Consider the following 22,189-nt stretch of genomic DNA (forward strand, 5'->3'; position numbering starts at 1 on the left):
TATGTATGTCGAAAGGATAACACGATGATGATCTTTCTTCTGGCATTATCCATGATGGTCGCGATGGCTGCCTCGGCAATCATACTGCTTCTTGAAGAGAACGAAGCCAAGCGCCAGCGCGTGCGTCAGGTCGCATTCGATATCAACAGCCTGCGCAACATGCGCTCGCGCTGAGTATCAACGGTCGAGTTCGCGCTCAAGCGTTGGAGCTCGCTGCCAAAGAGTTTCGGTGATCGCCAATTCCTCCAGTCTTGGCATCTGAAAAAGGCCGATGGTTCCCGCCATCGGCCTTTTTCATTGTTCAGAACAAAGAGCCGTGCTCCTTGTTATTCTTCAGTGCCGCCCGACGGTGCTGCGCTTTCGGAAGCAGCTTCACCCTCGGTGCCGTTTTCTTCATCGCTATCCGTTTCGGATATACGCTCGACCGAAACGACCTTCTCGCCGTCTGCGGTGTTGAAGATCGTGACGCCCTTGGTGGAACGCCCGGCAATGCGGATACCGTCAACCGGCACGCGGATAAGCTGTCCGCCATCGGAAACAAGCAGGATCTGATCGCTTGCCTCGACCGGGAACAGGGCGACAAGCTTGCCGATCTCGTCGGTCTTCGACGTATCGGTGGCACGGATGCCCTTGCCGCCACGGCCCGAAACGCGGAACTCGTAGGAGGAGGAGCGTTTGCCGTAACCATATTCGCTGACGGTCAGCACCGTCTGCTCGCGTGCTTTCAGTTCCTGATAGCGCTCTTCGGAAAGCTCGGCGTCAGTACCGACTTCCTCGCCGACCACCACGATATCATCCGCGTCATCCGCGCCCTGCGCGCGACGTTCGGCAATCGAACGCTTGAGATAGGCCGAGCGCTCAGCGGCGTCGGCATCGACGTGATGCAGGATCGCCATGGAGATGACCTTGTCGCCATCCGCCAGATTGATGCCGCGCACGCCGATGGAGTTGCGGCCTGCGAAGACGCGCACATCGGTCACGGGGAAACGGATGCACTGGCCACCGGCGCAGGTCAGAAGCACGTCGTCGAATTCCGTACAGGTATCGACCGAGAGGATTTCATCGCCCTCGTCTTCGAGCTTCATCGCGATCTTGCCGTTGCGGTTGACCTGAACGAAGTCCGACAGCTTGTTGCGGCGAACCGTACCGCGCGTCGTGGAGAACATGACGTCGAGGTTTGCCCAGCTATCCTCGTCTTCCGGCAGCGGCATGATGGTGGTGATGCGCTCGCCCTGCTGCAATGGCAGCATGTTGATGAGCGCCTTGCCACGCGACTGCGGCGTGCCAACCGGCAGGCGCCAGACTTTCTCCTTGTAGACAATGCCACGCGAGGAGAAGAACAGAACAGGCGTGTGCGTGTTTGCCACGAACAGGCGCGTGACGAAATCCTCGTCCTTCGTCGCCATGCCGGAGCGGCCCTTGCCGCCGCGGCGCTGCGCACGATAGGTCGTCAGCGGCACGCGCTTGATGTAGCCTGCATGGCTGACGGTTACGACCATATCCTCACGGGCGATCAGGTCTTCGTCATCCATTTCGGCGCCGCCGAAACCGATTTCGGTGCGGCGTGGCGTTGCGAACTCGTCGCGAACCGCGATCATCTCTTCCTTGACGATATTCATCACGCGCAGGCGCGAACCGAGAATGTCGAGATAGTCGCGGATTTCCTCGCCGATCTTGTTCAGCTCGTCAGCCACCTCGTCGCGGCCGAGCGCAGTCAGGCGCTGCAAACGCAGATCGAGAATGGCACGCGCCTGTTCCTCGGAGAGATTATAGGTGTTGTCGTCGTTCAGCGTGTGGCGCGGATCGTCGATCAGACGGATCAGCGGCGCGACATCGGCTGCGGGCCAACGGCGTTCCATCAACTGCTCGCGAGCAGTCGTCGGATCGGGCGCGCGGCGAATGAGCGCGATCACTTCATCGATATTGGCGACAGCAATCGCAAGACCGACCAACACATGCGCGCGGTCGCGCGCCTTGTTGAGCAGGAACTTGGTGCGGCGCGTCACGACTTCCTCGCGGAAGACGACGAAGGCGCGCAGCATGTCGAGCAGGTTGAGCTGTTCCGGCTTGCCGCCGTTCAGCGCCACCATGTTGCAGCCGAACGAGGTTTGCAGCGGCGTATAGCGGTAAAGCTGGTTCAGCACCACATCGGCAACGGCGTCGCGCTTGAGTTCCACCACGACGCGATAGCCTTCGCGGTCGGATTCATCGCGCAGGTCGGAGATGCCCTCGATACGCTTGTCGCGCACCAGCTCGGCCATCTTCTCGATCATCGAAGCCTTGTTCACCTGATAAGGGATCTCGGTGATGACGATGGCTTCACGGTCGCCGCGCATCGGCTCGATGGTGGCGCGTCCGCGCATGACCACCGAACCGCGCCCGGTCGTGTAGGCGGAATTGATGCCGGCGCGTCCGAGGATGATGCCGCCGGTCGGGAAATCCGGCCCCGGAATGATTTCCATCAGTTCCGACAGTTCAATGGCCGGATTGTCGATCAGCGCAACGCAGCCGTCGATGACTTCGCCGAGATTGTGCGGCGGAATGTTGGTCGCCATGCCGACCGCAATACCGCCTGAACCGTTGACGAGCAGGTTCGGAAAGCGCGCAGGCATGACAACCGGCTCTTTCTCGCGGCCGTCATAATTGTCCTGAAAATCGACAGTATCCTTGTCGATGTCCGACAGGATGGTTTCGGAAAGCTTTTCCAGACGGCATTCGGTATAACGCATCGCCGCCGGGGGATCGCCGTCGATGGAGCCGAAATTGCCCTGCCCGTCGACCAGCGGATCGCGCATGGAAAAATCCTGCGCCATGCGCACGAGGGCGTCATAGATGGAAGCGTCGCCATGCGGGTGATACTTACCCATCACCTCACCGACAACACCCGCCGACTTGCGGTACGGGCGATTATAGGCAAGGTTCATCTCGTTCATGGCGTGGAGAATGCGGCGATGCACGGGCTTCAGGCCGTCGCGCACATCGGGCAGCGCACGGCTCACGATAACGCTCATGGCGTAATCGAGATAGGAGCGCTGCATCTCCTCGATAATGGAAATCGGTTCGATACCGCTAGGGCCGCCGTTTGGGCCACCATTCATATCGTCGGAACCGGGTGGAGGCGTTTGATCTGACACTATTCAGATTTCTTTCTCAACAGAATCGATAAAGTCACTTTATAACGGAAACCAGCAAAAAACGCCAATTTCACGACCTTTTCGGCAAGCTATTTCCGCACGTTAATTCAATGACTTAAAAGATATTCACATAAAGATTGGGCAAGGATGTTGCCCGACCTCGCGCTTTGCATCGACCATGTGCTCGTGATCGTCTACAATCCATGTATCCGATCGAGCATAACATGCCAACAGGAAGGGCGCGTGCAGCATGGGGTTCTACGACACGGTTTTCAGCGCCTTCGTCACCCTGCTTGTTACGATCGATCCGCCCGGACTGGCGCCGTTGTTCCTGGCGCTGACGCCGGGGATGGAGCGGCATCATCGCGGACAGGTGGCGCTTCGCGCCTCTATTATCGGCTTTATCGTGATGGCGCTCTTTGCCATTGCAGGCGCGCAGATACTCGGCATGTTCGGCATTACCATCGGCGCGTTCCGCGTCGCGGGTGGCCTTCTTCTGTTCTGGATCGCCTTTGAAATGATTTTCGAGAAGCGGACGGAGCGCAAGGAAAAGAGCGCCGAGGTTGCGATCACCAAGGACCATATCCGCAACATAGCCGCCTTCCCGCTCGCCATCCCGCTGATTGCCGGTCCGGGCGCGATTTCGGCTATTGTGCTCACCTCAAATTCCTTTGAAGGCGTGGGGCCGAAAGCGGCCCTTCTCGGCGTCATCTTCGTCTGCCTGTTCATCACCTATCTCGTGCTGCTGCTGGCAGAGCGCGTCGACCGGTTCCTTGGCGAAACCGGCCGTTCAATCCTGACCCGCCTTCTCGGCGTCATTCTGGCGGCGCTTGCCGTGCAGTTCGTGGCCGATGGCGTCAAGACGCTTATCACCGGTTAGGCGGATTTCTGCGCCTTCTTGCCGATCATGGCGTGGCGAAGCTTTGACGAGAACCAGTCGATCACGGCAACGGCAATCAGGATCATGACGATCAGGAACGAAACGTCCTGAAGGTTCAAAACCTTGATCTGCTCGGCCAGATGCGCGCCGATGCCGCCTGCGCCGACAATGCCGATGATCGTTGCCGAACGGGTATTCGACTCGAAGAAATAAAGCACCTGACTGCCGATCAATGGCAGAACCTGCGGCAGGACGCCGAAGCGATAGCCATGCAGCCTGCCGCCACCCGATGAGACCACGCCTTCGACCGGCTTCTTGTCGGCGCCCTCAATGGCTTCCGAGAACAGCTTGCCGAATGCGCCGAAATCCGAGCAGGCAATGGCGAGAATGCCGGCGAACGGCCCAAGCCCTACCACCGAAACCCAGATCAGCGCCCAGATCAGCGTGTCCACGCCGCGAATGGTGTCGAGGAAGCGGCGAATGCCGAAATGCACGAATACATTGGGAATGATGTTCTTCGCCGCCAGAAAGCCGAACGGGAAGGCAAGGATCGCCGCCAGCAAGGTACCGAGATAGGCAATTGCCAGCGTTTCCATCATCGACCACAGATAAAGGCTGAAACGCCCGCCGGAGGACGGAGGCATCATCATCAAGGCGAAATCGCCGAGGCGACCGAGTCCGTTCAGAATCCGCAGCAGCGAAAAATCGAGCCAGTAAAAGGCGAACCAGACCGAGGCGATAAGGGCTACGGTCAAGATCGCCAGATTGCGCCATGTGCGGCCATTGCCGAACAGATCGGCATATTCGGCCCTCAGTTCTTTTTCGTGCGCCTGTGCCTCACGGGAGAGACTTTGTGCTACATCAGTCATGGTAATCTCCCAGTCTAGAGCATTTCCTGTTTTGATTGAATCATTGGAAATGCTCTATTTGTTTGTTTTTATCGCATGTCTTTGACCCGAAACCGGTTCCCACTTCCGGGAGACGTGCTCTAGCCAATACGGCCAAGAAGCGCGTGGCGAACTCGCTGTGTGACGAGATCGATGACGAAGATCGTCACGATGATAAGAAGCAGGATGGCGCTGACATCGCTGTAATAGAACTGGCGGATCGAGGTGAGCAGTTCCTGCCCGATGCCGCCCGCCCCCACAAATCCCATGACGGAAGCGCCGCGCACGTTGATTTCAAAGCGCAGCAGGCCATAGGAAGCAAAATTCGCGGCCACTTGCGGCAGCACGGCAAAGCGGATGACCTGCAGGCCGGAACCGCCGGATGCGCGAATGCCTTCCACCGGTCGCATGTCGATATTCTCGACGACTTCGGAGAACAGCTTGCCCAGCGCTCCTGTCGTGTGCAGCATCAGCGCCAGTACACCGGCCATCGGCCCAAGACCGAAGGCGATGACGAAAAGCAGCGCGAAGACGATTTCGGGAACCGTGCGCAACAATTCCAACCCGCGACGGACGACGAAGCGTACCGTGGAATTGGGGGCCATGTTTGATGAAGCCGCGAATGAGGCAGCGAAAGCAACGACTGCGCCGATCAATGTCGCCAGATAGGCGATCAGCAGCGTCTCGAACAGCATCTTCAGCCAGCCGCCGAGGTTCCAGTACCAGGCGGCGAGATCGCCCCAGAAATTGGCAATGGTCAGATCCGGCAGAATGCGGCCGAGATAGCTTGTGAAGCGAAATAGATTTTCGACCAATGTGCCGGGCCGAACATCGGCAACGACGGAGGCAGCAATAGCGACAAGGACAAGCGCAAGGAGAAGCGCGATACCGTAGAGCCGCCGTTTGCCGACTTCCCTGCGATAATCGGCAAGCAGGCTCTTTGCACCACTGCCGTCGAGTGAGGATACCGTCATGCGAGATTCCCTAACAAAAGTGCCCGAAGCTTTTGCGGCTTCGGGCACTTCAATTGTTCTACGGATCAGGACTTGCGAGCCTTGTCGTTGAACTTGAGCATTTCGATGATCGGCTCGTAGTCCTTGGCTTCGGTGGCTACGAATTCCTGATCCTTGCCGTCGGAAAGAGCATCAAAGCCAGCCTTGTCCTTCTTCGGCATGTCGAGGAAAGCCTGTTTGATGTCGGCCTTCAGCTGGTCCGGCAGGGTGCTGAGAACAGCGAACGGGCCCTCAGGAAGGAAGTCCGACTTGAAGATGATGCGGAAGTCGTCCTTCGTCAGTTCCTTGCCGTTGGCATCCTTCAGAACGCCGCGGCTGACCATGCGGGTCAGGTTGGAATCGTTTTCCGAGTTCCAGGAGTTGGCAGCGGCATCGGCGGTGCCCTGCGCCAGAGCGAGAACTGCGTTTTCGTGGCTGCCGGCGAAGAAGTTCTTACCGAAGAACGTATCGACGCTATAGCCTTCGCGGTTGAGGAAGAAGCGCGGCGCATTGTTGCCCGAAGTCGAGTTCGGATCGACGAGAGCAATGGTCTTGCCCTTCAGGTCGTCCATCTTCTGGTACGGGCTGTCGGCGCGAACATAAACGACCGAATAATAGCCGTTGACGCCGGTATCGTGGCGCTGGTTGACGAGCGGCGTGGTTTCGACGCCAGTCATGACGGCGCGGGCGTAGGACGCCGGGCCATAGAATGCGATCTGGATGTTACCGGCGCGCTGGCCTTCGATAACGGCTGCATAGTCGTTGGCGACGCGCAGCGTTACCTTGGTGCCGAGTTCCTTGCCGAGATAGGCAGCGAGCGGCGCATAGCGGTCGGACGTAGTCGAGGCGTTTTCCGCCGGGATCACGCCCAGAACGATTTCCGGGTAGTCCTTGCTCCAGTCAGCAGCCTGGGCATTGAAGGTCATCGTAGCGGTGAGCGCGACAGCCGCCAGAAAGGTTCTACGGTTAAGCATGAGTATCTCCTGTTAATCCCCGATTGGAGTGTATTTTTCCGACGTTCAGAGCGGGATGTCCTAAACTTGAAATGTCATCTCGCTTTGAGTTCGTTTGAGCATGATTTATCCGAAAACCGGTTCCCACTTTTCGGAATCATGCCCTAGGCGGAAAGCTGGCGCAGAACGGCTTCGGCCGACTGCGGAACTGGCATTGGCAACGGTTCGTCCTGCTGCTCATCGGCATCGATGACGTCAGCGGCTTCCATGCCGTAAAGGTCGCGAGCCGCCATTTCAGTCAGCATCGACGGCGTGCCCCGGAAGACGATCTTGCCGGCAGACATGCCGACCAGACGGTCGCAATAGCTGCGCGCAATATCGAGCGAGTGCAGATTGCAGAGAACCGTGATGCCGTATTCGCGATTGATGCGGCGCAAGGCGTCCATGACGCTGCGGGTGTTGCGCGGATCAAGCGATGCAATCGGCTCGTCTGCGAGAATGATGCGCGGCTGCTGCACAAGCGCACGGGCAATCGCCACGCGCTGCTGCTGGCCGCCCGACAGCTCGTCGGCGCGGTGCGCCGCAAGATGCGCAATGTCGAACTGCTGCAAGGCGGAAAGAGCGATCAGGCGTTCCTCATCGCTCCAGATGCGCAGAAGCGACTTCGGCGTCGAAACATAGTTCAGGCGACCCATCAGAACATTCGTCAGAACATCGAGGCGATCAACCAGATTGAAATGCTGGAAAATCATCGCGCATTGCGCGCGCCAGTCGCGCAGCGCCGAGCCCTTCAGGCCCGTGACGTCGCGACCGTCCCAGTGAATGGTCCCCTCTGAAGGCTCGACGAGACGATTGATCATGCGCAGAAGCGTCGACTTGCCCGCGCCCGAGCGCCCGATAATTCCCACAAACGTGCCCGGCTCGATTTCAAGGTCCACCCCCGAAACCGCCACCTTGTCATTATAGCGGCGCGTTATGTTTTTCAGTTGAAGCATGAATTCTTCTCCATTCATGCTCACTCTGAATTGCTTCCATGACACTGCAATGAAAGCATAATGACGTTTGTGTAAATTTACACGCCACTATAGAAAATCTAATCAAGCGATTGTTTTAACGCTGATTTCTTGCAGATGGTGCAGGAACGCGTTTGTGGATAGGCCGACTTCGCCGGAATTGTCTATTGTGACAACATCTCCCGCACCGTCATCGAAGCTGACTTCACGCGCAAGTCGCGCCGCGATTTCCTCGCGGCTTTCGCGACCGCGCGATGCGAGCCGTTCCGCCAGAACTTCCGGTCGGGCCGTTATTACCACTACCGAACGCGAGGCATAGAGCCTGCGGATATCGCTCAAGACCCGACGCGAGACATTGGCGATAACCACCGTTCCATCCGCGATTTCCCCCTCCAGCGATTTCGGCAATCCATAGCTCAAGCCATGCGCCTGCCAATGCAGGGCGAATGCACCCTCGCCCGCCAATTTCGCGAACGCCGCTTCGTCCAGACTGTCGTGATCTTCCGTTCCCGGCATTTGCGGGCGGGTGATGGTGCGACGCACGAAATGAAAACGCGTGTCGCCCGCAAGAGCCACACGCGCCGCATCCATGATCGTATCCTTGCCGGCCCCGCTGGGGCCGACAACGGCGACGAAACAGCCTTTCGGCCTGTTGGGTTGCATCTGCATCAAAGCACCCGTTCGCCTTCGCGCCACACCGTGCGGACAACCGGAATTGCGCCTTTCGGACGGACACGGACCAGATCGGCGCGCTTGCCGATGGCAATCTCACCGCGATCATCCATGGCCATGGCATCGGCAGGATTCTTTGTCACAAGGCGGATGGCATCGGGAAGCGCAATCGGTCGCTCGCCGGAAGCCAGACCGAAAGCCGACTGAATGAGACTGAATGGAATATAATCCGACGACAGGATATCGAGGCTGCCATTGTCCACCAGATCGCGCGCGGCAATATTGCCTGAATGCGAGCCGCCGCGTACGATGTTCGGCGCGCCCATCAGGATCGAAAGGCCAGCGCCCTTTGAAGCATTGGCGGCTTCCATCGTGGTCGGGAACTCTGCGATCCGCACGCCATGATCGAGCGATTCATCGACATGGGCACTGGTCGCATCGTCATGGCTCGCCAGAACGATGCCGCGCGTTGCCGCCAGCTCAGCAATGGCGCGCCGGTGTCTGGCGGAATAGGCGTCCGAATCCGCCATGCGCTTCTCACAATGCACCCGGAACTCCTCATCCGTGAGCTTCATCTTGCGCATGTAATAGGTGCGATAGCTCTCAAGATCAACGAATTGCCGCTGTCCCGGTGCGTGATCCATCAAGGATGCCAGTTTTACACGGTCGTCATCCGCGAAAAGCTCGAATGTCTCGAGGCAATCGGCAGAGGAAACTTCGCAGCGCAGATGCAGGAAATGGTCTGCACGCAGGCGATTTTCGCGCACGCCGCTTTCAATCGCGTCTGCAAGCATACGCATATCCTCGCCGACGAAATCGCGGTCATAGTCGGAGCCGACGCGCATCGCGTCGAATACCGTGGTGATGCCCGATGCCGCCACCTGCGCGTCATGCGCCTGCACGGCGGCATCGACATTCCAGCGCACTTTCGGGCGCGGCGCATAGTGGCTTTCAAGCTGGTCGGTGTGCAGTTCGATCAGGCCCGGAATGACGTAATCGCCATCCATGTCATCGCCGCCATTGGCGTTGCCCTGATCGATGGCCGCGATCTTGCCGTCACGGATCAGGATGGAACCGGAAACAATCTCGTCAGCGAGCACGATCCGCGCGTTTTTCAGAACGATTTCATTAGCCATTGGATAGCTCTTTCATCACCGCATTTGTGTTGGCGGCTGTTTCATATTTCGAGAGGAAGGCTTCGATATCGAGCGAGCGAAAATCGTCGAGCGCCTGACGCAGGCGATCATGGCTCCAGTCCCACCAGGCCAGACGGTCAAGTCGATTGCCGGTCGCAGCATCGAAGCGTTCGCGAATGAGACGCGCAGGCACGCCGCCCACAATCGTATAGGGCGCTACGTCCTTGCTTACCACGGCTCCGGCACCGACAACGGCACCATTACCAACCGTCACCCCCGGCAAGATGGTGGAGCCATGGCCAAGCCATGTATCGTGTCCGATCTTCACCGCATTGCCGCGACGCCACTGGAAAAACTCCGTCTCATCCTTTTCTTCCGGCCAGTAATCACCGGCGCGGTAGGTGAAATGATGCAGTGTCGGACGCCATGTCGGATGGTTGGTGGCGTTGATGCGCACGTGGCTGGCAATATTGGAAAACTTGCCAATCTCCGCACACCAGATTTCGCAGTCGACGCCAAGATAGGAATAATCTCCCAGCACGGTTTCCGAAACGCGGCTGCGCTCGCCAATCTCAGTATAGCGCCCGAGTGTGCTGCCGCTGACAATGGCCGTTTCGTGAACCAGCGGTTCCACCGAGAGCTTGGTCATGCCGCCGCCCTCGGAGAGAAAGCCGTTACATCGATGATCCGGTCAGCAACGACCGAGCGCACGTCCTCGTCGTGGAAGATGCCGAGCATGGCGACGCCCTGCTCCTTCTTGGTCTTGATGAGATCGACCACGACCGCGCGGTTCTTCGCGTCGAGCGAAGCGGTCGGCTCGTCGAGCAGCAATACCGGATGATCGGTGATGAAACCGCGCGCGATATTCACGCGCTGCTGTTCACCGCCGGAAAAGGTCGCTGGCGGCAAGGCCCACAGCCTTTCCGGAAGATTGAGCTGCGCCAGAAGTTCGCGGGCGCGGTTCAGCGCCGCTTCCCGATCAACGCCACGCGCAACGAGCGGTTCGGCCACCACATCGATTGCCGCGACGCGCGGCAGCGTGCGCAGAAACTGACTGACATAACCGATCGTATCGCGGCGCACGGCCAGCACTTCACGCGGATCGGCTGTGGCAAGATCCACCGTGCGGTCTTCATGGCGGATCAGGATCGAGCCGCCATTGACCGCATAATTCCCGTAGACCATTTTCAGGATCGAGCTTTTGCCCGCGCCTGAAGGTCCGCCAAGCACGGCGCATTCACCGGCGCGGAGTTCAAAATTGACGCCGCGCACGACCGGAAGTTCGATGCCGCCCTGCAAATGCATGACGAAGGTTTTCGTCACATCGGTGACGGCAAGCGGGGCTGATGTTTGCAACATAGGCATTTTCCACCTCACGCATGAAGTTCGGCTAATTTAGGAACAACATGCAATAAATATCTGTTTTAATTTACTAAACTTGCAGGATCGACGACACCAGCAGTTGCGTGTAAGGCGCCTGCGGGTCATCCAGCACGCGGTCGGTCAGGCCCTGCTCGACAATATGGCCGTCTTTCATGACCATGATGCGATGGGACAGAAGACGCGCAACGGCGAGATCATGCGTCACGATAATCACCGAAAGGCCGAGATCGCTGACAAGACCGCGCAGAAGGTCGAGGAGACGCGCCTGCACCGACACATCAAGGCCGCCGGTCGGTTCGTCCATGAAGACAAGCCGCGGAGCGGTCACCAGATTGCGGGCAATCTGCAAGCGCTGGCGCATGCCGCCTGAAAAGGCGCGCGGCTGATCATCAATGCGGTCAGAGGCGATTTCGACACGTCCGAGCCATTCGGTGGCCGTGTTGCGAATATTGCCATAGTGACGTTCACCGACCGCCATCAGACGCTCGCCGACATTGGCGCCGGCTGAAACCGTCATGCGCAATCCGTCTGCCGGGTTCTGGTGCACAAAGCCCCAGTCCGTCCGCATCAGGAAGCGGCGTTCCGCCTCGCCAATCTTGTAAAGATCGCGAAATTCACCGTCACGCATCCGGTATTCAACCGTGCCGGAAGTCGGTTCCAGACGGGTGGCCAGACTGTTCAGCAGCGTCGTCTTGCCGGAACCGGATTCCCCCACGATTGCCAGCACTTCGCCCGGCCACAGATTGAAGGAAATATCCGCGCAGCCACGGCGATTGCCATAGAATTTCGACAGGCTGTTCACTCTCAGTAGAGGTTGCTCGCTCATTGCGCGGCCTCCTTGTTTGCTGCCAGATGACCGAAATGGCCGTTGGCCTGACGGTCCTCACAAAAATCGGTGTCGGAACAGACGAACATCGAGCCACCGCGATCATCCAGCACGACTTCATCGAGATAGACACCCTTTGCCCCGCAAAGCGCGCAGGGTTCCTTGAACTTCTGCACCTCGAACGGATGATCCTCGAAATCGAGGCTCACAACATCCGTATAGGGCGGCACGGCATAGATGCGCTTTTCGCGACCGGCACCGAAAAGCTGCAAGGCGGGAGACATATGCATTTTCGGATTGTCGAATTTCGGCGTCGGCGAAGGCGCCATCACATAACGCCCCTCGATCATCACCGGATAATCATAGGTCTTGGCGATATGGCCGTGCCGCGCAATGTCTTCGTAAAGCTTCACGTGCATGAGGCCATATTCGGCGAGCGCATGCATCTTGCGCGTTTCGGTTTCACGCGGCTCCAGAAAACGCAACGGTTCGGGGATCGGCACCTGATAGACGATCACCTGCCCTTCGGTCAGCGGATATTCCGGAATGCGGTGACGAGTCTGGATGATCGTCGCCTCGCCCGTATGGGTGGTGACGGCGACATTGGCGGTTTTCTGGAAGAAAGCCCGGATGGAGACAGCATTGGTGGTGTCGTCGGCACCCTGGTCGATGACTTTCAGCACATCATCCGGCCCGATGATGGAGGCCGTCACCTGCACGCCGCCGGTGCCCCAGCCATAAGGCATCGGCATTTCACGGCTGGCAAACGGCACCTGATAGCCGGGGATCGCGATGGCCTTCAGAATGGCGCGGCGGATCATCCTTTTGGTCTGTTCGTCCAGATAGGCAAAATTGTAATTGGCCAGATCGCTCATTCTGCGGCCTCCTTTGCCAAACTTTCGGTGTCGGTGTTTGCTTGCTCATATTCCGCACGCATACGGCGGATGAGGTCGAGTTCGGCTTGAAAATCCACATAATGCGGCAGTTTCAGATGTTCGACGAAGCCGGTGGACTGCACATTGTCGGAATGGGAAATGACAAATTCCTCATCCTGCGCGGGAGCGGTCACATCCGTATCGAATTCGCGCACGCGCAGTGCACGGTCGCAGAGCGACATGGACATGGCCTTGCGCTCGCTCTGGCCGAACACCAGCCCATAGCCGCGCGTAAACTGCGGCGGCTGCTTGGCCGAACCCTTGAACTGGTTGACCATCTGGCACTCGGTCAGCTGCACGCGGCCAAGCGAGACGGCAAAGCCAAGCTCCGGCACGTCGAACTCGACTTCCACTTCGCCGATGCGGATTTCACCAACAAAGGGATGCGTGTTGCCATAGCCGCGCTGGGTGGAATAGCCGAGCGCCAGCAGAAAGCCCTCGTCGCCTCGCGCCAATGCCTGCAAGCGCAGGTCGCGCTCCATCGGAAATGTCCACGGTTCACGGGTCAGGTCGCCCGGCTCGTGCCCTTCCGGCAGCGAGCCATCGTCCTCGATCATGCCGTTGACGCCGAGAATATCGGTCACGCGTGGCGTTTCTTCCGGCTCCGCAGGGCGCAGTTCCGGTTCTGGCACCGTCACATCGCCTGCCAGATCGGGATCAAGCAGCCGGTGCGTATAATCGAAGGTGGGCCCCAGAAGCTGGCCGCCCGGCAGATCCTTATAGGTTGCAGAAATGCGGCGCTCGATCAGCATTTGCGCGGTTTCCATCGGGCGTGAATAGCCGAAGCGCGGCAAGGTGGTGCGATAGGCGCGCACCAGAAAGATCGCCTCGATCAGATCGCCGCGCGACTGGCGAACGGCCAATGCCGCCAGTTCACGGTCATAGAGCGAGCCTTCGGCCATGACGCGATCTACCGCCAGCGCAAGCTGCTCGGCAATCTGGTCGAGGCGAAGTGCTGGCACCGAACGGTCGCCACGGCGACGGTCATCGAGAAGACGGTGGGCATTGCGGATGGCTGTTTCGCCACCCTTTACAGCAACATACATTTTCAGCCCTCCAGAGCGGAAATCCGGGTTGTGCGGGGAAGTGCTGCAACAGCGCCGTCGCAGACCAGAACAAGATCAACGCCGAGTGGATATTGCGCCCCGTTCTCGCGCCATTGCCGGATGAAATCCTGCGGCAGTCCATCGACATGCAGCTTGCGCTCGCCATCGATGCCGGGGCCTTTCAGCAAAAGCCCCTGCCCGCTATTCAGCGACGCGACAGCCAGCACAACGGTTGTGGAACGATCGGGAAATTCCGGCTCGCCCTGCGAAAACTCCGCCAGCAGCGGCAGCAGCGATACGTCGCTGGCAAGCGCGAATTGCGCGGCATCGGCATTTTCGACACGCGGCGCGCCGGTGTGGAAAGTAAGCCAGGCGGTTGCATTTTCATTGGCCGCTATCGCCGCATCGCACCAGACTGTCGCATCATGGTCGAGCAGGGTTGCCGCGATAACACCCAGTTCCGGCGTCAGCGGCTGCGGCGGCGTGGCAGCTACGGCCAGCGAATAGATGCGGCCGGGATTGGCCATAGCGTGCATGATGGCATGAAAAACCGACTGCGCATCCGTCACCGGATTAGCCAGACCGCCTTCAAATGCTGAAGAAGAAGGAAGCATCAATTGTCTCCCCGAACCATTGTAAAGAAATCGACCTTGGTGGCGGCGGCTTCGCCGCGCCGTGTGGCATCAGCCTCGTCAAGCCGTGTGCGCAAAACATTCAGAACTTGCGTTTCCACCGCATCGCGGCGGCCTTCATCGAGCCAAAGCGCATCGAAGAGAGCGGCAAGGCGCGCCTTTTCCTGATCGCGGCCCAGCGCATAGGAGTGGCCGACCGAACCGTTGGAAAGCCGCACCGTGGCGCGGGTCACTGTTGCCTCACCAACATTGAAGGGAGCGCCGCCACCGCCGATGCGGCCGCGCAGCATCACGAGGCCGGTTTCCGGCCCGCGCAAAACCTCGAATTCCGGCTTGTCGGACCATGCCTGCCACAAGGCTTGCAATTCTTCGCCGCTTGCCCGCGCAAGGATCGCCATGCTCGCCCGCCGTGCGACTTGAACCGGATCCGGCACGGCGTTCGGCGCCTTTCCGCTTTCTGTGGTGGAACCGGGTCCGCTTCCCTTCGTACTTTGCTCCGTACCGTGCATGAGCTTCCCTGCCCTCAAATCCTGTTGACGCCATCCTGTAAATTGTCTAGTTATATAGACAACTATACAATACCCGAATGAATACACCCTGCCAATGACAGGACGATGACAGTTGATGACAAAGGCACTGATGAAAAAGAGCGGGCGAATTGAGAGAAACAGCGGCGTGGCGATCTGGCGGCAGATTGCCGATGAGATACGCGGCGACATCATGGCGGGCAAGCTTCAGGCTGGCGCGCGTATGCCTGCCGAGATGGAGCTGGCCGAGCGGTTCGGGGTCAATCGCCATACGGTGCGCAGCGCCATCGCAGCGCTGACGCAGGAAGGCGTGCTGCGAGCCGAGCAAGGACGCGGCACTTTCGTTGCCAACGCAAAACGCCTCACCTATCAGATCGGGCGCCGCACCCGCATCTCTCAGTCGCTCGCCTCGCAGGTGCGGGAAATGCAGGGGATTCTGCTGGCATCGGGCACGGAAGCCGCAACCCGGGAAATCGCAGAGGCGCTTGAACTGCACGCCGGCGATGAAGTGATCCGCCTTGAAACGATGCACAACGCCGATGGATACCCGATTTCGATAGCGACTCACTGGATCGATGCGGTGCGCTTTCCTTCCTTTGCGCAGGATTATGCGAAAAGCGGCTCGATAACGGCGGCATTCAAGGCTGCCGGGATTGGCGATTATCTGCGAAAGTCAACCATCATATCGGCCCGTCATGCCGGCCCGGAAGATCTCAGAAACCTGAAATTATCACCCGGCGCCATCGTCGTGACAGCGCGTGCGGTGAACGTCGATACGGGTGGAAAGCCGATCCAATATTCCCTCTCCCGTTTTTCGGCTGACCGGATGGAATTCTCTATCGAGAATGACGAGAACAGTTAAGAATCACGATTCCTCCATGCATCGACTACAGCGGAAAGTTTCAATGACCATTACGATCTATCATAACCCCGGATGCGGCACCTCGCGCAATACGCTGGCGATGATCCGCGCCAGCGGCGAAGAGCCGGTCATCGTGGAATATATCCAAAATCCACCCAGCCGCGAACGTCTGCTCGGTTTGCTTGCGGCGATGAACCTGACGCCGCGTGAACTGCTGCGCGAAAAGGGTACGCCCTATGGCGAGCTTGGCCTGTCCGATCCGAAATGGACCGATGACGAGTTGATCGATTTCATGATCGCCCATCCGATCCTGATCAACCGGCCGATTGTCGAAACACCGCGCGGCACAAGGCTTTGCCGCCCTTCCGAACTGGTTCTGCCGCTCCTGGAAAACCCGGTTGCCTCCTTCACCAAAGAAGATGGCGAGCAGATCACAATATGATGGGTCGTTTACGGAAGGGGCGGAATCTTACGTTAAGATTTCGACCGCCGATATTCACCGGTCAGATTGATGTGCTCCATGGGGGAGACATGGCCAGCGGATGAGATGATAGCGCAGGACGCATAATTGCAGGGCGCACCTAAACCTGTTGTATGGGCGGCGGTGCAGCTTGATGTGGCCGAGATCTTCATCACTTAACGTCCGAGCAAATCCATTTGCGAGGTCGGCAGATGCCCCAGTCCTTTTGCTGATTGTTGAGAGTGACGTGTGGCATCCGTGTTCCTTTATCAAAATTCGATGATGTTCAAGATGCTTTGTTTAAGCGGCTGGTTGAGATACGTTTACAGCTCTCCAATGTGAGCGCGCCCGCCTTAAACCATCGTTTGTGCAACAGGGAATATCAGGCAATGAAGCAACGTGATCCAGATGAGAACGGCTGGCTTAGCTCCTCTCAAGCATGGATCGACAGAATGCCGGATTCAGGCGATTTCGCGCGCGAGTTCGTGCTGGACAAGCCGATGCTGGAACGATCTGAATTGTCGGGCGCGGCAAAAATGTTGGATATCGGCTGCGGCGAAGGACGGTTTTGTCGCATGGCAAAGAGGATAGGTATCGATGCTATCGGAGTTGATCCAATCGAACCGTTTATTGAAAGAGCACGAAAGCTTGATCCGTCCGGTAAATATCTCAACGCTTTTGCCGAGAAATTGCCTTTCGGTGATGAAGAGTTTGACCTCGCAGTATTCTACCTAACCCTTCTCGATATCGACGACATTCACATGGCGATTCGAGAAGCCACCCGCGTTCTCAAGCCTGACGGAAGAATTCTGATCGCAAACCTCACAAGTTTCTTCACTTCCAATGGCACAATTGGGTGGATCAAAGGCGAAGACGGCCGTGTGTATCATCCTCTTGGAAACTATTTTAGGGAACGTTCGGAGTGGTTTGAATGGGATGGGTTACGAGTGCGCAACTGGCACCGCCCGTTGAGCACATATATGTCCGTATTGCTGGGTGAAGGCCTGAAACTGACGTTCTTCGATGAACCGAGACCATCCAGCGGTCCACAAGACAGGGTGGAAAGGTATCTCACGACGCCATTCACCATGATCATGGAATGGCAAAAATGTTAATTGACTACGACGCACTCTAAAACGGATGGGGTTCTCCGTCGCTTGATCTGCAATACGATGTGCTTGGGTGCCGCCGGCGTTGACCAGCTAACTGCATGTCTTTAGCGTGGAATTCCGCCCCTCTCAGACGCCTCACAGGAGAACCAATCACGCTGACGATTTCAGCCAGCGGAGCCGGCTATTCTCGCCGATACTTCTACTTGATCCCGCAATGGAAAAGGCGCTGAAAAACAGCGCCTTATCGTCTTTTTCTTATAGAATGGATGATGCCGGCTCTCAGAACGGGATTTCGTCGTCCAGATCACGCGAGAAACCGCCGCCGCTGCCGCCCGAAGATGGACCGGACGAGCCAAAATCACCGCCGCCGGAGTAATCCGACATCTGGTTGCGGTTGCCGCCTCCGCCGAACGAACGGCCCTCACCGCCGCCTTCGCCGCGGCTGTCGAGCATCTGCAACTCGCCGCGGAACTTCTGCAGCACAACTTCCGTCGAGTAACGGTCATTGCCGTTCTGATCCTGCCATTTGCGAGTCTGGAGCGCGCCTTCGATATAAACCTTAGCGCCCTTCTTCAGATACTGCTCCGCGACCTTGGCAAGGTTCTCGTTGAAAATGACGACGCTGTGCCATTCAGTGCGGTCCTTGCGTTCGCCGGTCTGACGGTCGCGCCAGCTTTCCGACGTTGCAATGCGCAGATTGGCAACCACGTCGCCCGAGTTCAGGCGACGGATTTCCGGATCGGCACCAAGATTGCCGACCAGAATGACTTTGTTGACGCTACCAGCCATCGAAAACTTACTCCGGGTCTCGCACGCGCTCCCTTTCCGCACGTCCTCGCACGGACAAGAGGCGCTTTCCAAATGAAAGCTCAGGCGCAACGAGGCACCATCGCCAGAAACTCAATGCTCACCTTACAGGACTGGCTCAATGAGCGCTCAATCCGGCGCGGTGAATTTGTCAATGTCCACAGAGTTTATGTTCTTGTTTTGTTCAAAATGCAACCTTTGACATTGAAAAGACATGCGTATGCCACAATTTTTCAAGGAATTTTGTACCGTCTGCCCTGCTGAAAATGCAGTTTTCCTCATTTCAGTGTGAAAAACCGCATCTGCCTTAATTTCAAGACAGCCTTCGCGCTTCATGAATCGACAACCGCAGATACTCCACGAGACCGTTCAGACTTCCAAGGAAAAGCCCTGCCGCTCACTGTATCTTTGGCGCGCAGGGCTTGGGTTTGAGCAATGCTCTTGTGCCGACAATAATTCGCCAGCAGATCTTTTCGGATGGCATGACACGCGGTCATTGACCTTCCGCGCAAATTCAGATTTTCGGCAATCGCAGTTTCGATCAACGATGCATCATTCCTTGCGAAAAGATGCTGCCGCGACCGAAATCGATTGTGCTTTCATCCTTGTGAAAGCTAGGCAACGTAGTCAGGTGGACTCATGCTCCTTACCTCCCTACTGGGTCTCCCGCCTCCTGCGGACCTCTTGCCGACGCCGCGTCATCCCTCCGCGGCACCTCTCCGCTGTCAGCGAGTAAGGGTAGTCTGCTCCTGTCAGGAGTGACAGTCAACGCTCTTGCGTTCACATTTCGTATCGCCTATCAGAAGGCTGGTTGTTCGATATTTGTTCTAGTGATAAGAGTGCAGCGATGAATGACCCGAGACCCCTTCTTATTGGAGGGTTCCACCCCATATTAGAAACCGGCGCGACGTGTTTCACCATCCGGCGCCGGTTTATCCATGGCATCATGATCAGGCAGGACGCGGAATGAGCGATCAGAAATTCATTTCCATACGTGGCGCGCGCGAACACAACTTGAAGAATGTCGATCTCGATCTGCCGCGCGACAAGCTGATCGTGATGACGGGTCTTTCGGGCTCGGGCAAATCCTCGCTTGCCTTCGATACGATCTATGCGGAGGGCCAGCGCCGCTATGTCGAAAGCCTTTCGGCCTATGCGCGCCAGTTCCTGGAAATGATGCAGAAGCCGGACGTCGACCAGATCGACGGTCTGTCGCCCGCCATTTCCATCGAGCAGAAGACGACGAGCCGCAACCCGCGTTCGACGGTCGGCACCGTTACCGAAATCTACGACTATATGCGCCTGCTCTTTGCGCGCGTCGGCGTGCCCTATTCACCTGCGACCGGCCTTCCCATTGAAAGCCAGACGGTGAGCCAGATGGTCGATCGCGTCATGGCGCTGGAGGAAGGCACCCGGCTTTACATCCTTGCGCCCATCGTGCGCGGCCGCAAGGGCGAATACAAGAAGGAGCTGGCGGAGCTTCAAAAGAAGGGCTTTCAGCGCGTCAAGGTAGACGGCACCTTCTATGAAATCGCCGATGTTCCGGCGCTCGACAAGAAATACAAGCACGATATCGATGTGGTGGTCGACCGTGTGGTGGTGCGCGCGGACCTTTCGACCCGCCTCGCCGACAGCCTTGAAACCTGCCTCAAGCTTGCCGAAGGTCTGGCCGTTGCCGAATTCGCCGACAAGCCGCTGCCACCCGAAGAAACGGCGGAAGGCGGCGCTGCCAACAAGTCGGCCAACGAAACCCACGAGCGGATTCTTTTCTCGGAAAAGTTTGCCTGCCCGGTGTCCGGCTTCACCATTCCGGAAATCGAGCCGCGCCTGTTCTCGTTCAACAACCCGTTCGGCGCTTGCCCGACCTGCGACGGCCTCGGCACGCAACAGGCTATCGATCCGAACCTGATTGTCCCTGACGAAACGGCCGCCTTGAAGGATGGCGCGATTGCGCCGTGGGCGCGCTCCTCTTCGCCCTACTACAACCAGACGCTGGAAGCGCTTGGCAAAGCCTATGGCTTCAAGATCGGCGCAAAATGGGCTGATCTCTCGGAAGAAGCGCAGCAAGCCATTCTTTATGGCACCAGGGGCAAGGAAATCACCTTCCAGTACGATGACGGCTTGCGCTCCTACCAGACGACAAAGCCGTTCGAGGGTGTCATCCCCAATCTGGAACGCCGCTGGAAGGAAACCGATTCCGCCTGGTCGCGTGAAGAAATCGAGCGCTTCATGGCCTCGACGCCCTGCCCGGCCTGCAACGGTTTCCGCCTGAAGCCGGAAGCGCTGGCGGTCAAGGTCGGCATGAAGCATATCGGTGAAATCACCGAAATGTCGATCCGCAAGGCCGACGCGTGGTTCCGCGACATTGATAGCAGCTTCAACGACAAGCAGCGCGAAATTGCCGCCCGCATCCTCAAGGAAATCCGCGAGCGCCTGCAATTCCTCAACGATGTGGGTCTCGATTACCTGACGCTGGCGCGCAATTCCGGCACGCTGTCGGGCGGTGAAAGCCAGCGCATCCGTCTTGCCTCTCAGATCGGCTCGGGACTGACCGGCGTGCTTTACGTGCTGGACGAGCCTTCCATCGGCCTGCATCAGCGCGACAATGCCCGCCTTCTCGATACGCTGCGCCACTTGCGCGATCTCGGCAATACGGTCATCGTGGTCGAACATGATGAAGATGCGATCCTGACTGCCGATTATGTGGTCGATATCGGCCCGGCGGCTGGTGTCCACGGCGGCAAGGTGATCGCTCAAGGGTCGCCACAGGATGTGATGTCCAACGCAAACTCGCTGACCGGCAAATATCTGTCGGGCGCGATGGAGGTTGCGGTTCCGGCGGAACGGCGCAAGATTGAGAAGTCCAAGCGTATCCGGGTGGTGGGCGCGCGCGGCAACAACCTCAAAAATGTCTCGGCGGATATTCCGCTCGGCACCTTCACCGCTGTCACCGGCGTTTCAGGCGGCGGCAAGTCCACCTTCCTGATCGAAACGCTGTTCAAGGCCGCTTCGCGCCGCATCATGGGCTCGCGCGAACACCCCGCGGAACATGACCGTATTGAGGGCCTGGAATTCCTCGACAAGGTGATCGACATCGACCAGTCTCCGATTGGCCGCACCCCGCGTTCCAACCCGGCGACCTATACCGGCGCCTTCACGCCGATCCGCGACTGGTTCGCGGGCCTGCCGGAAGCCAAGGCGCGCGGCTATCAGCCGGGCCGCTTCTCGTTCAACGTGAAGGGCGGGCGCTGCGAGGCCTGCCAGGGCGATGGCGTCATCAAGATCGAGATGCACTTCCTGCCGGATGTTTATGTGACTTGCGACGTCTGCCACGGCAAGCGCTACAATCGCGAAACGCTGGAAGTCCTGTTCAAGGGCAAGTCCATTGCCGATGTGCTGGATATGACGGTTGAGGAAGGCGCGGAGTTCTTCTCCGCCGTGCCTGCGGTGCGCGACAAGCTGGAAACGCTCGTCAAGGTTGGCCTCGGCTATATCAAGGTCGGCCAGCAGGCAACGACGCTTTCCGGCGGCGAAGCGCAGCGCGTGAAGCTTGCCAAGGAACTGTCGCGCCGCGCGACGGGCCGCACGCTCTATATTCTGGATGAGCCGACAACCGGCTTGCACTTCCATGACGTGGCAAAACTTCTGGAAGTGCTGCACGAACTGGTCGAACAGGGCAACACGGTCGTGGTGATCGAGCACAATCTGGAAGTCATCAAGACCGCCGACTGGGTGATCGATCTTGGACCGGAAGGTGGCGATGGCGGCGGCGAGATTGTCGCCGTGGGCCGTCCGGAAGACATTGTGAAGGAGAAGCGCTCCTACACCGGCCACTTCCTCAAGGAACTGCTGGAACGCCGCCCAAAGCGCAGTTCAGAGGCGGCTGAATAAGCCGTAGGCAAAGAGAGTTATTGGCGGAAGCCGGGCTTAGT

Annotated in this window: 23 protein-coding genes and 1 pseudogene; 8 read left to right on the forward strand and 16 right to left on the reverse strand. The window is 58.2% G+C overall.

Annotated elements, in window-relative coordinates; genetic code table 11:
* The first annotated feature begins 24 nt into the window (after positions 1-24).
* Complete coding sequence (locus F9K78_RS21845) at positions 25-174, forward strand: hypothetical protein (RefSeq protein ID WP_162929761.1); 150 nt, start codon at positions 25-27, stop codon at positions 172-174.
* Between the two features lie 152 nt (positions 175-326).
* Here the strand turns inward: F9K78_RS21845 and gyrA are convergent, their stop codons facing one another.
* A complete protein-coding gene (gene gyrA / locus F9K78_RS05810; protein ID WP_121983143.1) occupies positions 327-3,098 on the reverse strand; it encodes a DNA gyrase subunit A in 2,772 nt (923 codons plus the stop codon).
* Positions 3,099-3,384: 286 nt separating this feature from the next.
* Between gyrA and F9K78_RS05815 the strand changes: the two genes are divergently transcribed.
* Positions 3,385-4,014, forward strand: coding sequence for a MarC family protein (locus tag F9K78_RS05815; RefSeq protein ID WP_121983142.1), 630 nt, complete (start codon positions 3,385-3,387; stop codon positions 4,012-4,014).
* Here the strand turns inward: F9K78_RS05815 and phnE (F9K78_RS05820) are convergent.
* The 13 genes from phnE (F9K78_RS05820) to phnG all read right to left on the reverse strand — a co-directional run bounded on the left by phnE (F9K78_RS05820) (position 4,011) and on the right by phnG (position 14,998).
* Positions 4,011-4,883 (reverse strand): phosphonate ABC transporter, permease protein PhnE, encoded by an 873-nt coding sequence (gene phnE, locus F9K78_RS05820; protein ID WP_121983141.1) that lies wholly within the window; start codon positions 4,881-4,883, stop codon positions 4,011-4,013. The two genes, F9K78_RS05815 and phnE (F9K78_RS05820), sit on opposite strands and share 4 nt — an antisense overlap.
* A gap of 119 nt (positions 4,884-5,002) precedes the next feature.
* Positions 5,003-5,875 (reverse strand): phosphonate ABC transporter, permease protein PhnE, encoded by an 873-nt coding sequence (gene phnE, locus F9K78_RS05825; RefSeq protein WP_121983140.1) that lies wholly within the window; start codon positions 5,873-5,875, stop codon positions 5,003-5,005.
* Between the two features lie 65 nt (positions 5,876-5,940).
* A complete protein-coding gene (gene phnD / locus F9K78_RS05830) occupies positions 5,941-6,867 on the reverse strand; it encodes a phosphonate ABC transporter substrate-binding protein (RefSeq protein ID WP_006470444.1) in 927 nt (308 codons plus the stop codon).
* Positions 6,868-7,010: 143 nt separating this feature from the next.
* On the reverse strand, positions 7,011-7,841 hold the full coding sequence (gene phnC / locus F9K78_RS05835) for a phosphonate ABC transporter ATP-binding protein (protein ID WP_121983139.1): 831 nt from the start codon (positions 7,839-7,841) through the stop codon (positions 7,011-7,013).
* Positions 7,842-7,943: 102 nt separating this feature from the next.
* Positions 7,944-8,522, reverse strand: a complete 579-nt coding sequence (gene phnN, locus F9K78_RS05840; RefSeq protein WP_121983261.1) for a phosphonate metabolism protein/1,5-bisphosphokinase (PRPP-forming) PhnN — start codon at positions 8,520-8,522, stop codon at positions 7,944-7,946.
* A gap of 5 nt (positions 8,523-8,527) precedes the next feature.
* Positions 8,528-9,667: an alpha-D-ribose 1-methylphosphonate 5-triphosphate diphosphatase gene (locus F9K78_RS05845; protein WP_121986400.1), complete on the reverse strand. Its 1,140-nt coding sequence runs from the start codon at positions 9,665-9,667 to the stop codon at positions 8,528-8,530.
* On the reverse strand, positions 9,660-10,316 hold the full coding sequence (locus F9K78_RS05850; RefSeq protein ID WP_121983137.1) for a DapH/DapD/GlmU-related protein: 657 nt from the start codon (positions 10,314-10,316) through the stop codon (positions 9,660-9,662). Before F9K78_RS05850 ends, F9K78_RS05845 begins: the two co-directional genes overlap by 8 nt.
* Positions 10,313-11,026 (reverse strand): phosphonate C-P lyase system protein PhnL, encoded by a 714-nt coding sequence (phnL, locus tag F9K78_RS05855; RefSeq protein ID WP_121983136.1) that lies wholly within the window; start codon positions 11,024-11,026, stop codon positions 10,313-10,315. Before phnL ends, F9K78_RS05850 begins: the two co-directional genes overlap by 4 nt.
* 73 nt (positions 11,027-11,099) lie before the next feature.
* Positions 11,100-11,876, reverse strand: a complete 777-nt coding sequence (gene phnK, locus F9K78_RS05860) for a phosphonate C-P lyase system protein PhnK (RefSeq protein WP_063882378.1) — start codon at positions 11,874-11,876, stop codon at positions 11,100-11,102.
* The gene (locus F9K78_RS05865) at positions 11,873-12,751 is read right to left on the reverse strand and encodes an alpha-D-ribose 1-methylphosphonate 5-phosphate C-P-lyase PhnJ (RefSeq protein ID WP_121983135.1); all 879 of its coding nucleotides are present in this window, start codon (positions 12,749-12,751) and stop codon (positions 11,873-11,875) included. The genes phnK and F9K78_RS05865 overlap by 4 nt, the downstream gene beginning before the upstream one ends.
* On the reverse strand, positions 12,748-13,857 hold the full coding sequence (locus F9K78_RS05870; protein ID WP_121983134.1) for a carbon-phosphorus lyase complex subunit: 1,110 nt from the start codon (positions 13,855-13,857) through the stop codon (positions 12,748-12,750). Before F9K78_RS05870 ends, F9K78_RS05865 begins: the two co-directional genes overlap by 4 nt.
* Positions 13,858-13,859: 2 nt before the next feature.
* Entirely contained in the window at positions 13,860-14,471 is a 612-nt protein-coding gene (gene phnH / locus F9K78_RS05875) for a phosphonate C-P lyase system protein PhnH (protein ID WP_121983133.1), read from the reverse strand.
* Positions 14,471-14,998, reverse strand: coding sequence for a phosphonate C-P lyase system protein PhnG (gene phnG, locus F9K78_RS05880; RefSeq protein ID WP_121983132.1), 528 nt, complete (start codon positions 14,996-14,998; stop codon positions 14,471-14,473). Before phnG ends, phnH begins: the two co-directional genes overlap by 1 nt.
* 130 nt (positions 14,999-15,128) lie before the next feature.
* On the opposite strand from phnG, the gene phnF reads away from it, so the two are divergent.
* Positions 15,129-15,878, forward strand: a complete 750-nt coding sequence (gene phnF, locus F9K78_RS05885; RefSeq protein ID WP_121983260.1) for a phosphonate metabolism transcriptional regulator PhnF — start codon at positions 15,129-15,131, stop codon at positions 15,876-15,878.
* 43 nt (positions 15,879-15,921) lie between these two features.
* On the forward strand, positions 15,922-16,320 hold the full coding sequence (gene arsC / locus F9K78_RS05890) for an arsenate reductase (glutaredoxin) (protein WP_121983131.1): 399 nt from the start codon (positions 15,922-15,924) through the stop codon (positions 16,318-16,320).
* Positions 16,321-16,374: 54 nt separating this feature from the next.
* Here arsC and F9K78_RS22405 read toward each other — a convergent pair whose 3' ends face one another.
* Positions 16,375-16,611, reverse strand: a complete 237-nt coding sequence (locus tag F9K78_RS22405; RefSeq protein ID WP_162929760.1) for a DUF4158 domain-containing protein — start codon at positions 16,609-16,611, stop codon at positions 16,375-16,377.
* A 116-nt stretch (positions 16,612-16,727) separates the two neighbouring features.
* Here F9K78_RS22405 and F9K78_RS05900 point away from each other — a divergent pair, with 116 nt between their 5' ends.
* Entirely contained in the window at positions 16,728-17,453 is a 726-nt protein-coding gene (locus tag F9K78_RS05900; protein WP_208851912.1) for a class I SAM-dependent methyltransferase, read from the forward strand.
* A gap of 276 nt (positions 17,454-17,729) precedes the next feature.
* Here F9K78_RS05900 and ssb read toward each other — a convergent pair whose 3' ends face one another.
* A complete protein-coding gene (ssb, locus tag F9K78_RS05905) occupies positions 17,730-18,239 on the reverse strand; it encodes a single-stranded DNA-binding protein (protein WP_121983129.1) in 510 nt (169 codons plus the stop codon).
* 72 nt (positions 18,240-18,311) lie between these two features.
* On the opposite strand from ssb, the gene F9K78_RS05910 reads away from it, so the two are divergent.
* From F9K78_RS05910 to uvrA, 3 genes and pseudogenes are all read left to right on the forward strand, one after another.
* On the forward strand, positions 18,312-18,521 hold the full coding sequence (locus tag F9K78_RS05910; protein ID WP_121983128.1) for a hypothetical protein: 210 nt from the start codon (positions 18,312-18,314) through the stop codon (positions 18,519-18,521).
* A gap of 375 nt (positions 18,522-18,896) precedes the next feature.
* Positions 18,897-19,108: pseudogene (locus F9K78_RS05915) on the forward strand (hypothetical protein).
* 115 nt (positions 19,109-19,223) lie between these two features.
* Positions 19,224-22,148 (forward strand): excinuclease ABC subunit UvrA, encoded by a 2,925-nt coding sequence (gene uvrA, locus F9K78_RS05920; RefSeq protein ID WP_121983258.1) that lies wholly within the window; start codon positions 19,224-19,226, stop codon positions 22,146-22,148.
* The last annotated feature ends 41 nt before the right edge of the window (positions 22,149-22,189 follow it).

This window comes from Brucella pseudintermedia (assembly GCF_008932435.1).
GTDB lineage: Bacteria > Pseudomonadota > Alphaproteobacteria > Rhizobiales > Rhizobiaceae > Brucella > Brucella pseudintermedia.

Coding starts and splice junctions, on each gene's coding strand:
- F9K78_RS05845 (WP_121986400.1), bottom strand. CDS start 9,667: ATGGCTAATGAAATCGTTCTGAAAAACGCGCGGATCGTGCTCGCTGAC.
- F9K78_RS05815 (WP_121983142.1), top strand. CDS start 3,385: ATGGGGTTCTACGACACGGTTTTCAGCGCCTTCGTCACCCTGCTTGTT.
- uvrA (WP_121983258.1), top strand. CDS start 19,224: ATGAGCGATCAGAAATTCATTTCCATACGTGGCGCGCGCGAACACAAC.
- phnC (WP_121983139.1), bottom strand. CDS start 7,841: ATGCTTCAACTGAAAAACATAACGCGCCGCTATAATGACAAGGTGGCG.
- phnG (WP_121983132.1), bottom strand. CDS start 14,998: ATGCACGGTACGGAGCAAAGTACGAAGGGAAGCGGACCCGGTTCCACC.
- F9K78_RS05900 (WP_208851912.1), top strand. CDS start 16,728: ATGAAGCAACGTGATCCAGATGAGAACGGCTGGCTTAGCTCCTCTCAA.
- phnH (WP_121983133.1), bottom strand. CDS start 14,471: ATGCTTCCTTCTTCTTCAGCATTTGAAGGCGGTCTGGCTAATCCGGTG.
- gyrA (WP_121983143.1), bottom strand. CDS start 3,098: ATGAATGGTGGCCCAAACGGCGGCCCTAGCGGTATCGAACCGATTTCC.
- F9K78_RS21845 (WP_162929761.1), top strand. CDS start 25: ATGATGATCTTTCTTCTGGCATTATCCATGATGGTCGCGATGGCTGCC.
- phnE (WP_121983140.1), bottom strand. CDS start 5,875: ATGACGGTATCCTCACTCGACGGCAGTGGTGCAAAGAGCCTGCTTGCC.
- arsC (WP_121983131.1), top strand. CDS start 15,922: ATGACCATTACGATCTATCATAACCCCGGATGCGGCACCTCGCGCAAT.
- ssb (WP_121983129.1), bottom strand. CDS start 18,239: ATGGCTGGTAGCGTCAACAAAGTCATTCTGGTCGGCAATCTTGGTGCC.
- phnK (WP_063882378.1), bottom strand. CDS start 11,876: ATGAGCGAGCAACCTCTACTGAGAGTGAACAGCCTGTCGAAATTCTAT.
- phnD (WP_006470444.1), bottom strand. CDS start 6,867: ATGCTTAACCGTAGAACCTTTCTGGCGGCTGTCGCGCTCACCGCTACG.
- phnN (WP_121983261.1), bottom strand. CDS start 8,522: ATGCAACCCAACAGGCCGAAAGGCTGTTTCGTCGCCGTTGTCGGCCCC.
- F9K78_RS05865 (WP_121983135.1), bottom strand. CDS start 12,751: ATGAGCGATCTGGCCAATTACAATTTTGCCTATCTGGACGAACAGACC.
- F9K78_RS05910 (WP_121983128.1), top strand. CDS start 18,312: ATGAAAGCTCAGGCGCAACGAGGCACCATCGCCAGAAACTCAATGCTC.
- phnF (WP_121983260.1), top strand. CDS start 15,129: ATGAAAAAGAGCGGGCGAATTGAGAGAAACAGCGGCGTGGCGATCTGG.
- F9K78_RS05870 (WP_121983134.1), bottom strand. CDS start 13,857: ATGTATGTTGCTGTAAAGGGTGGCGAAACAGCCATCCGCAATGCCCAC.
- F9K78_RS05850 (WP_121983137.1), bottom strand. CDS start 10,316: ATGACCAAGCTCTCGGTGGAACCGCTGGTTCACGAAACGGCCATTGTC.
- phnE (WP_121983141.1), bottom strand. CDS start 4,883: ATGACTGATGTAGCACAAAGTCTCTCCCGTGAGGCACAGGCGCACGAA.
- phnL (WP_121983136.1), bottom strand. CDS start 11,026: ATGTTGCAAACATCAGCCCCGCTTGCCGTCACCGATGTGACGAAAACC.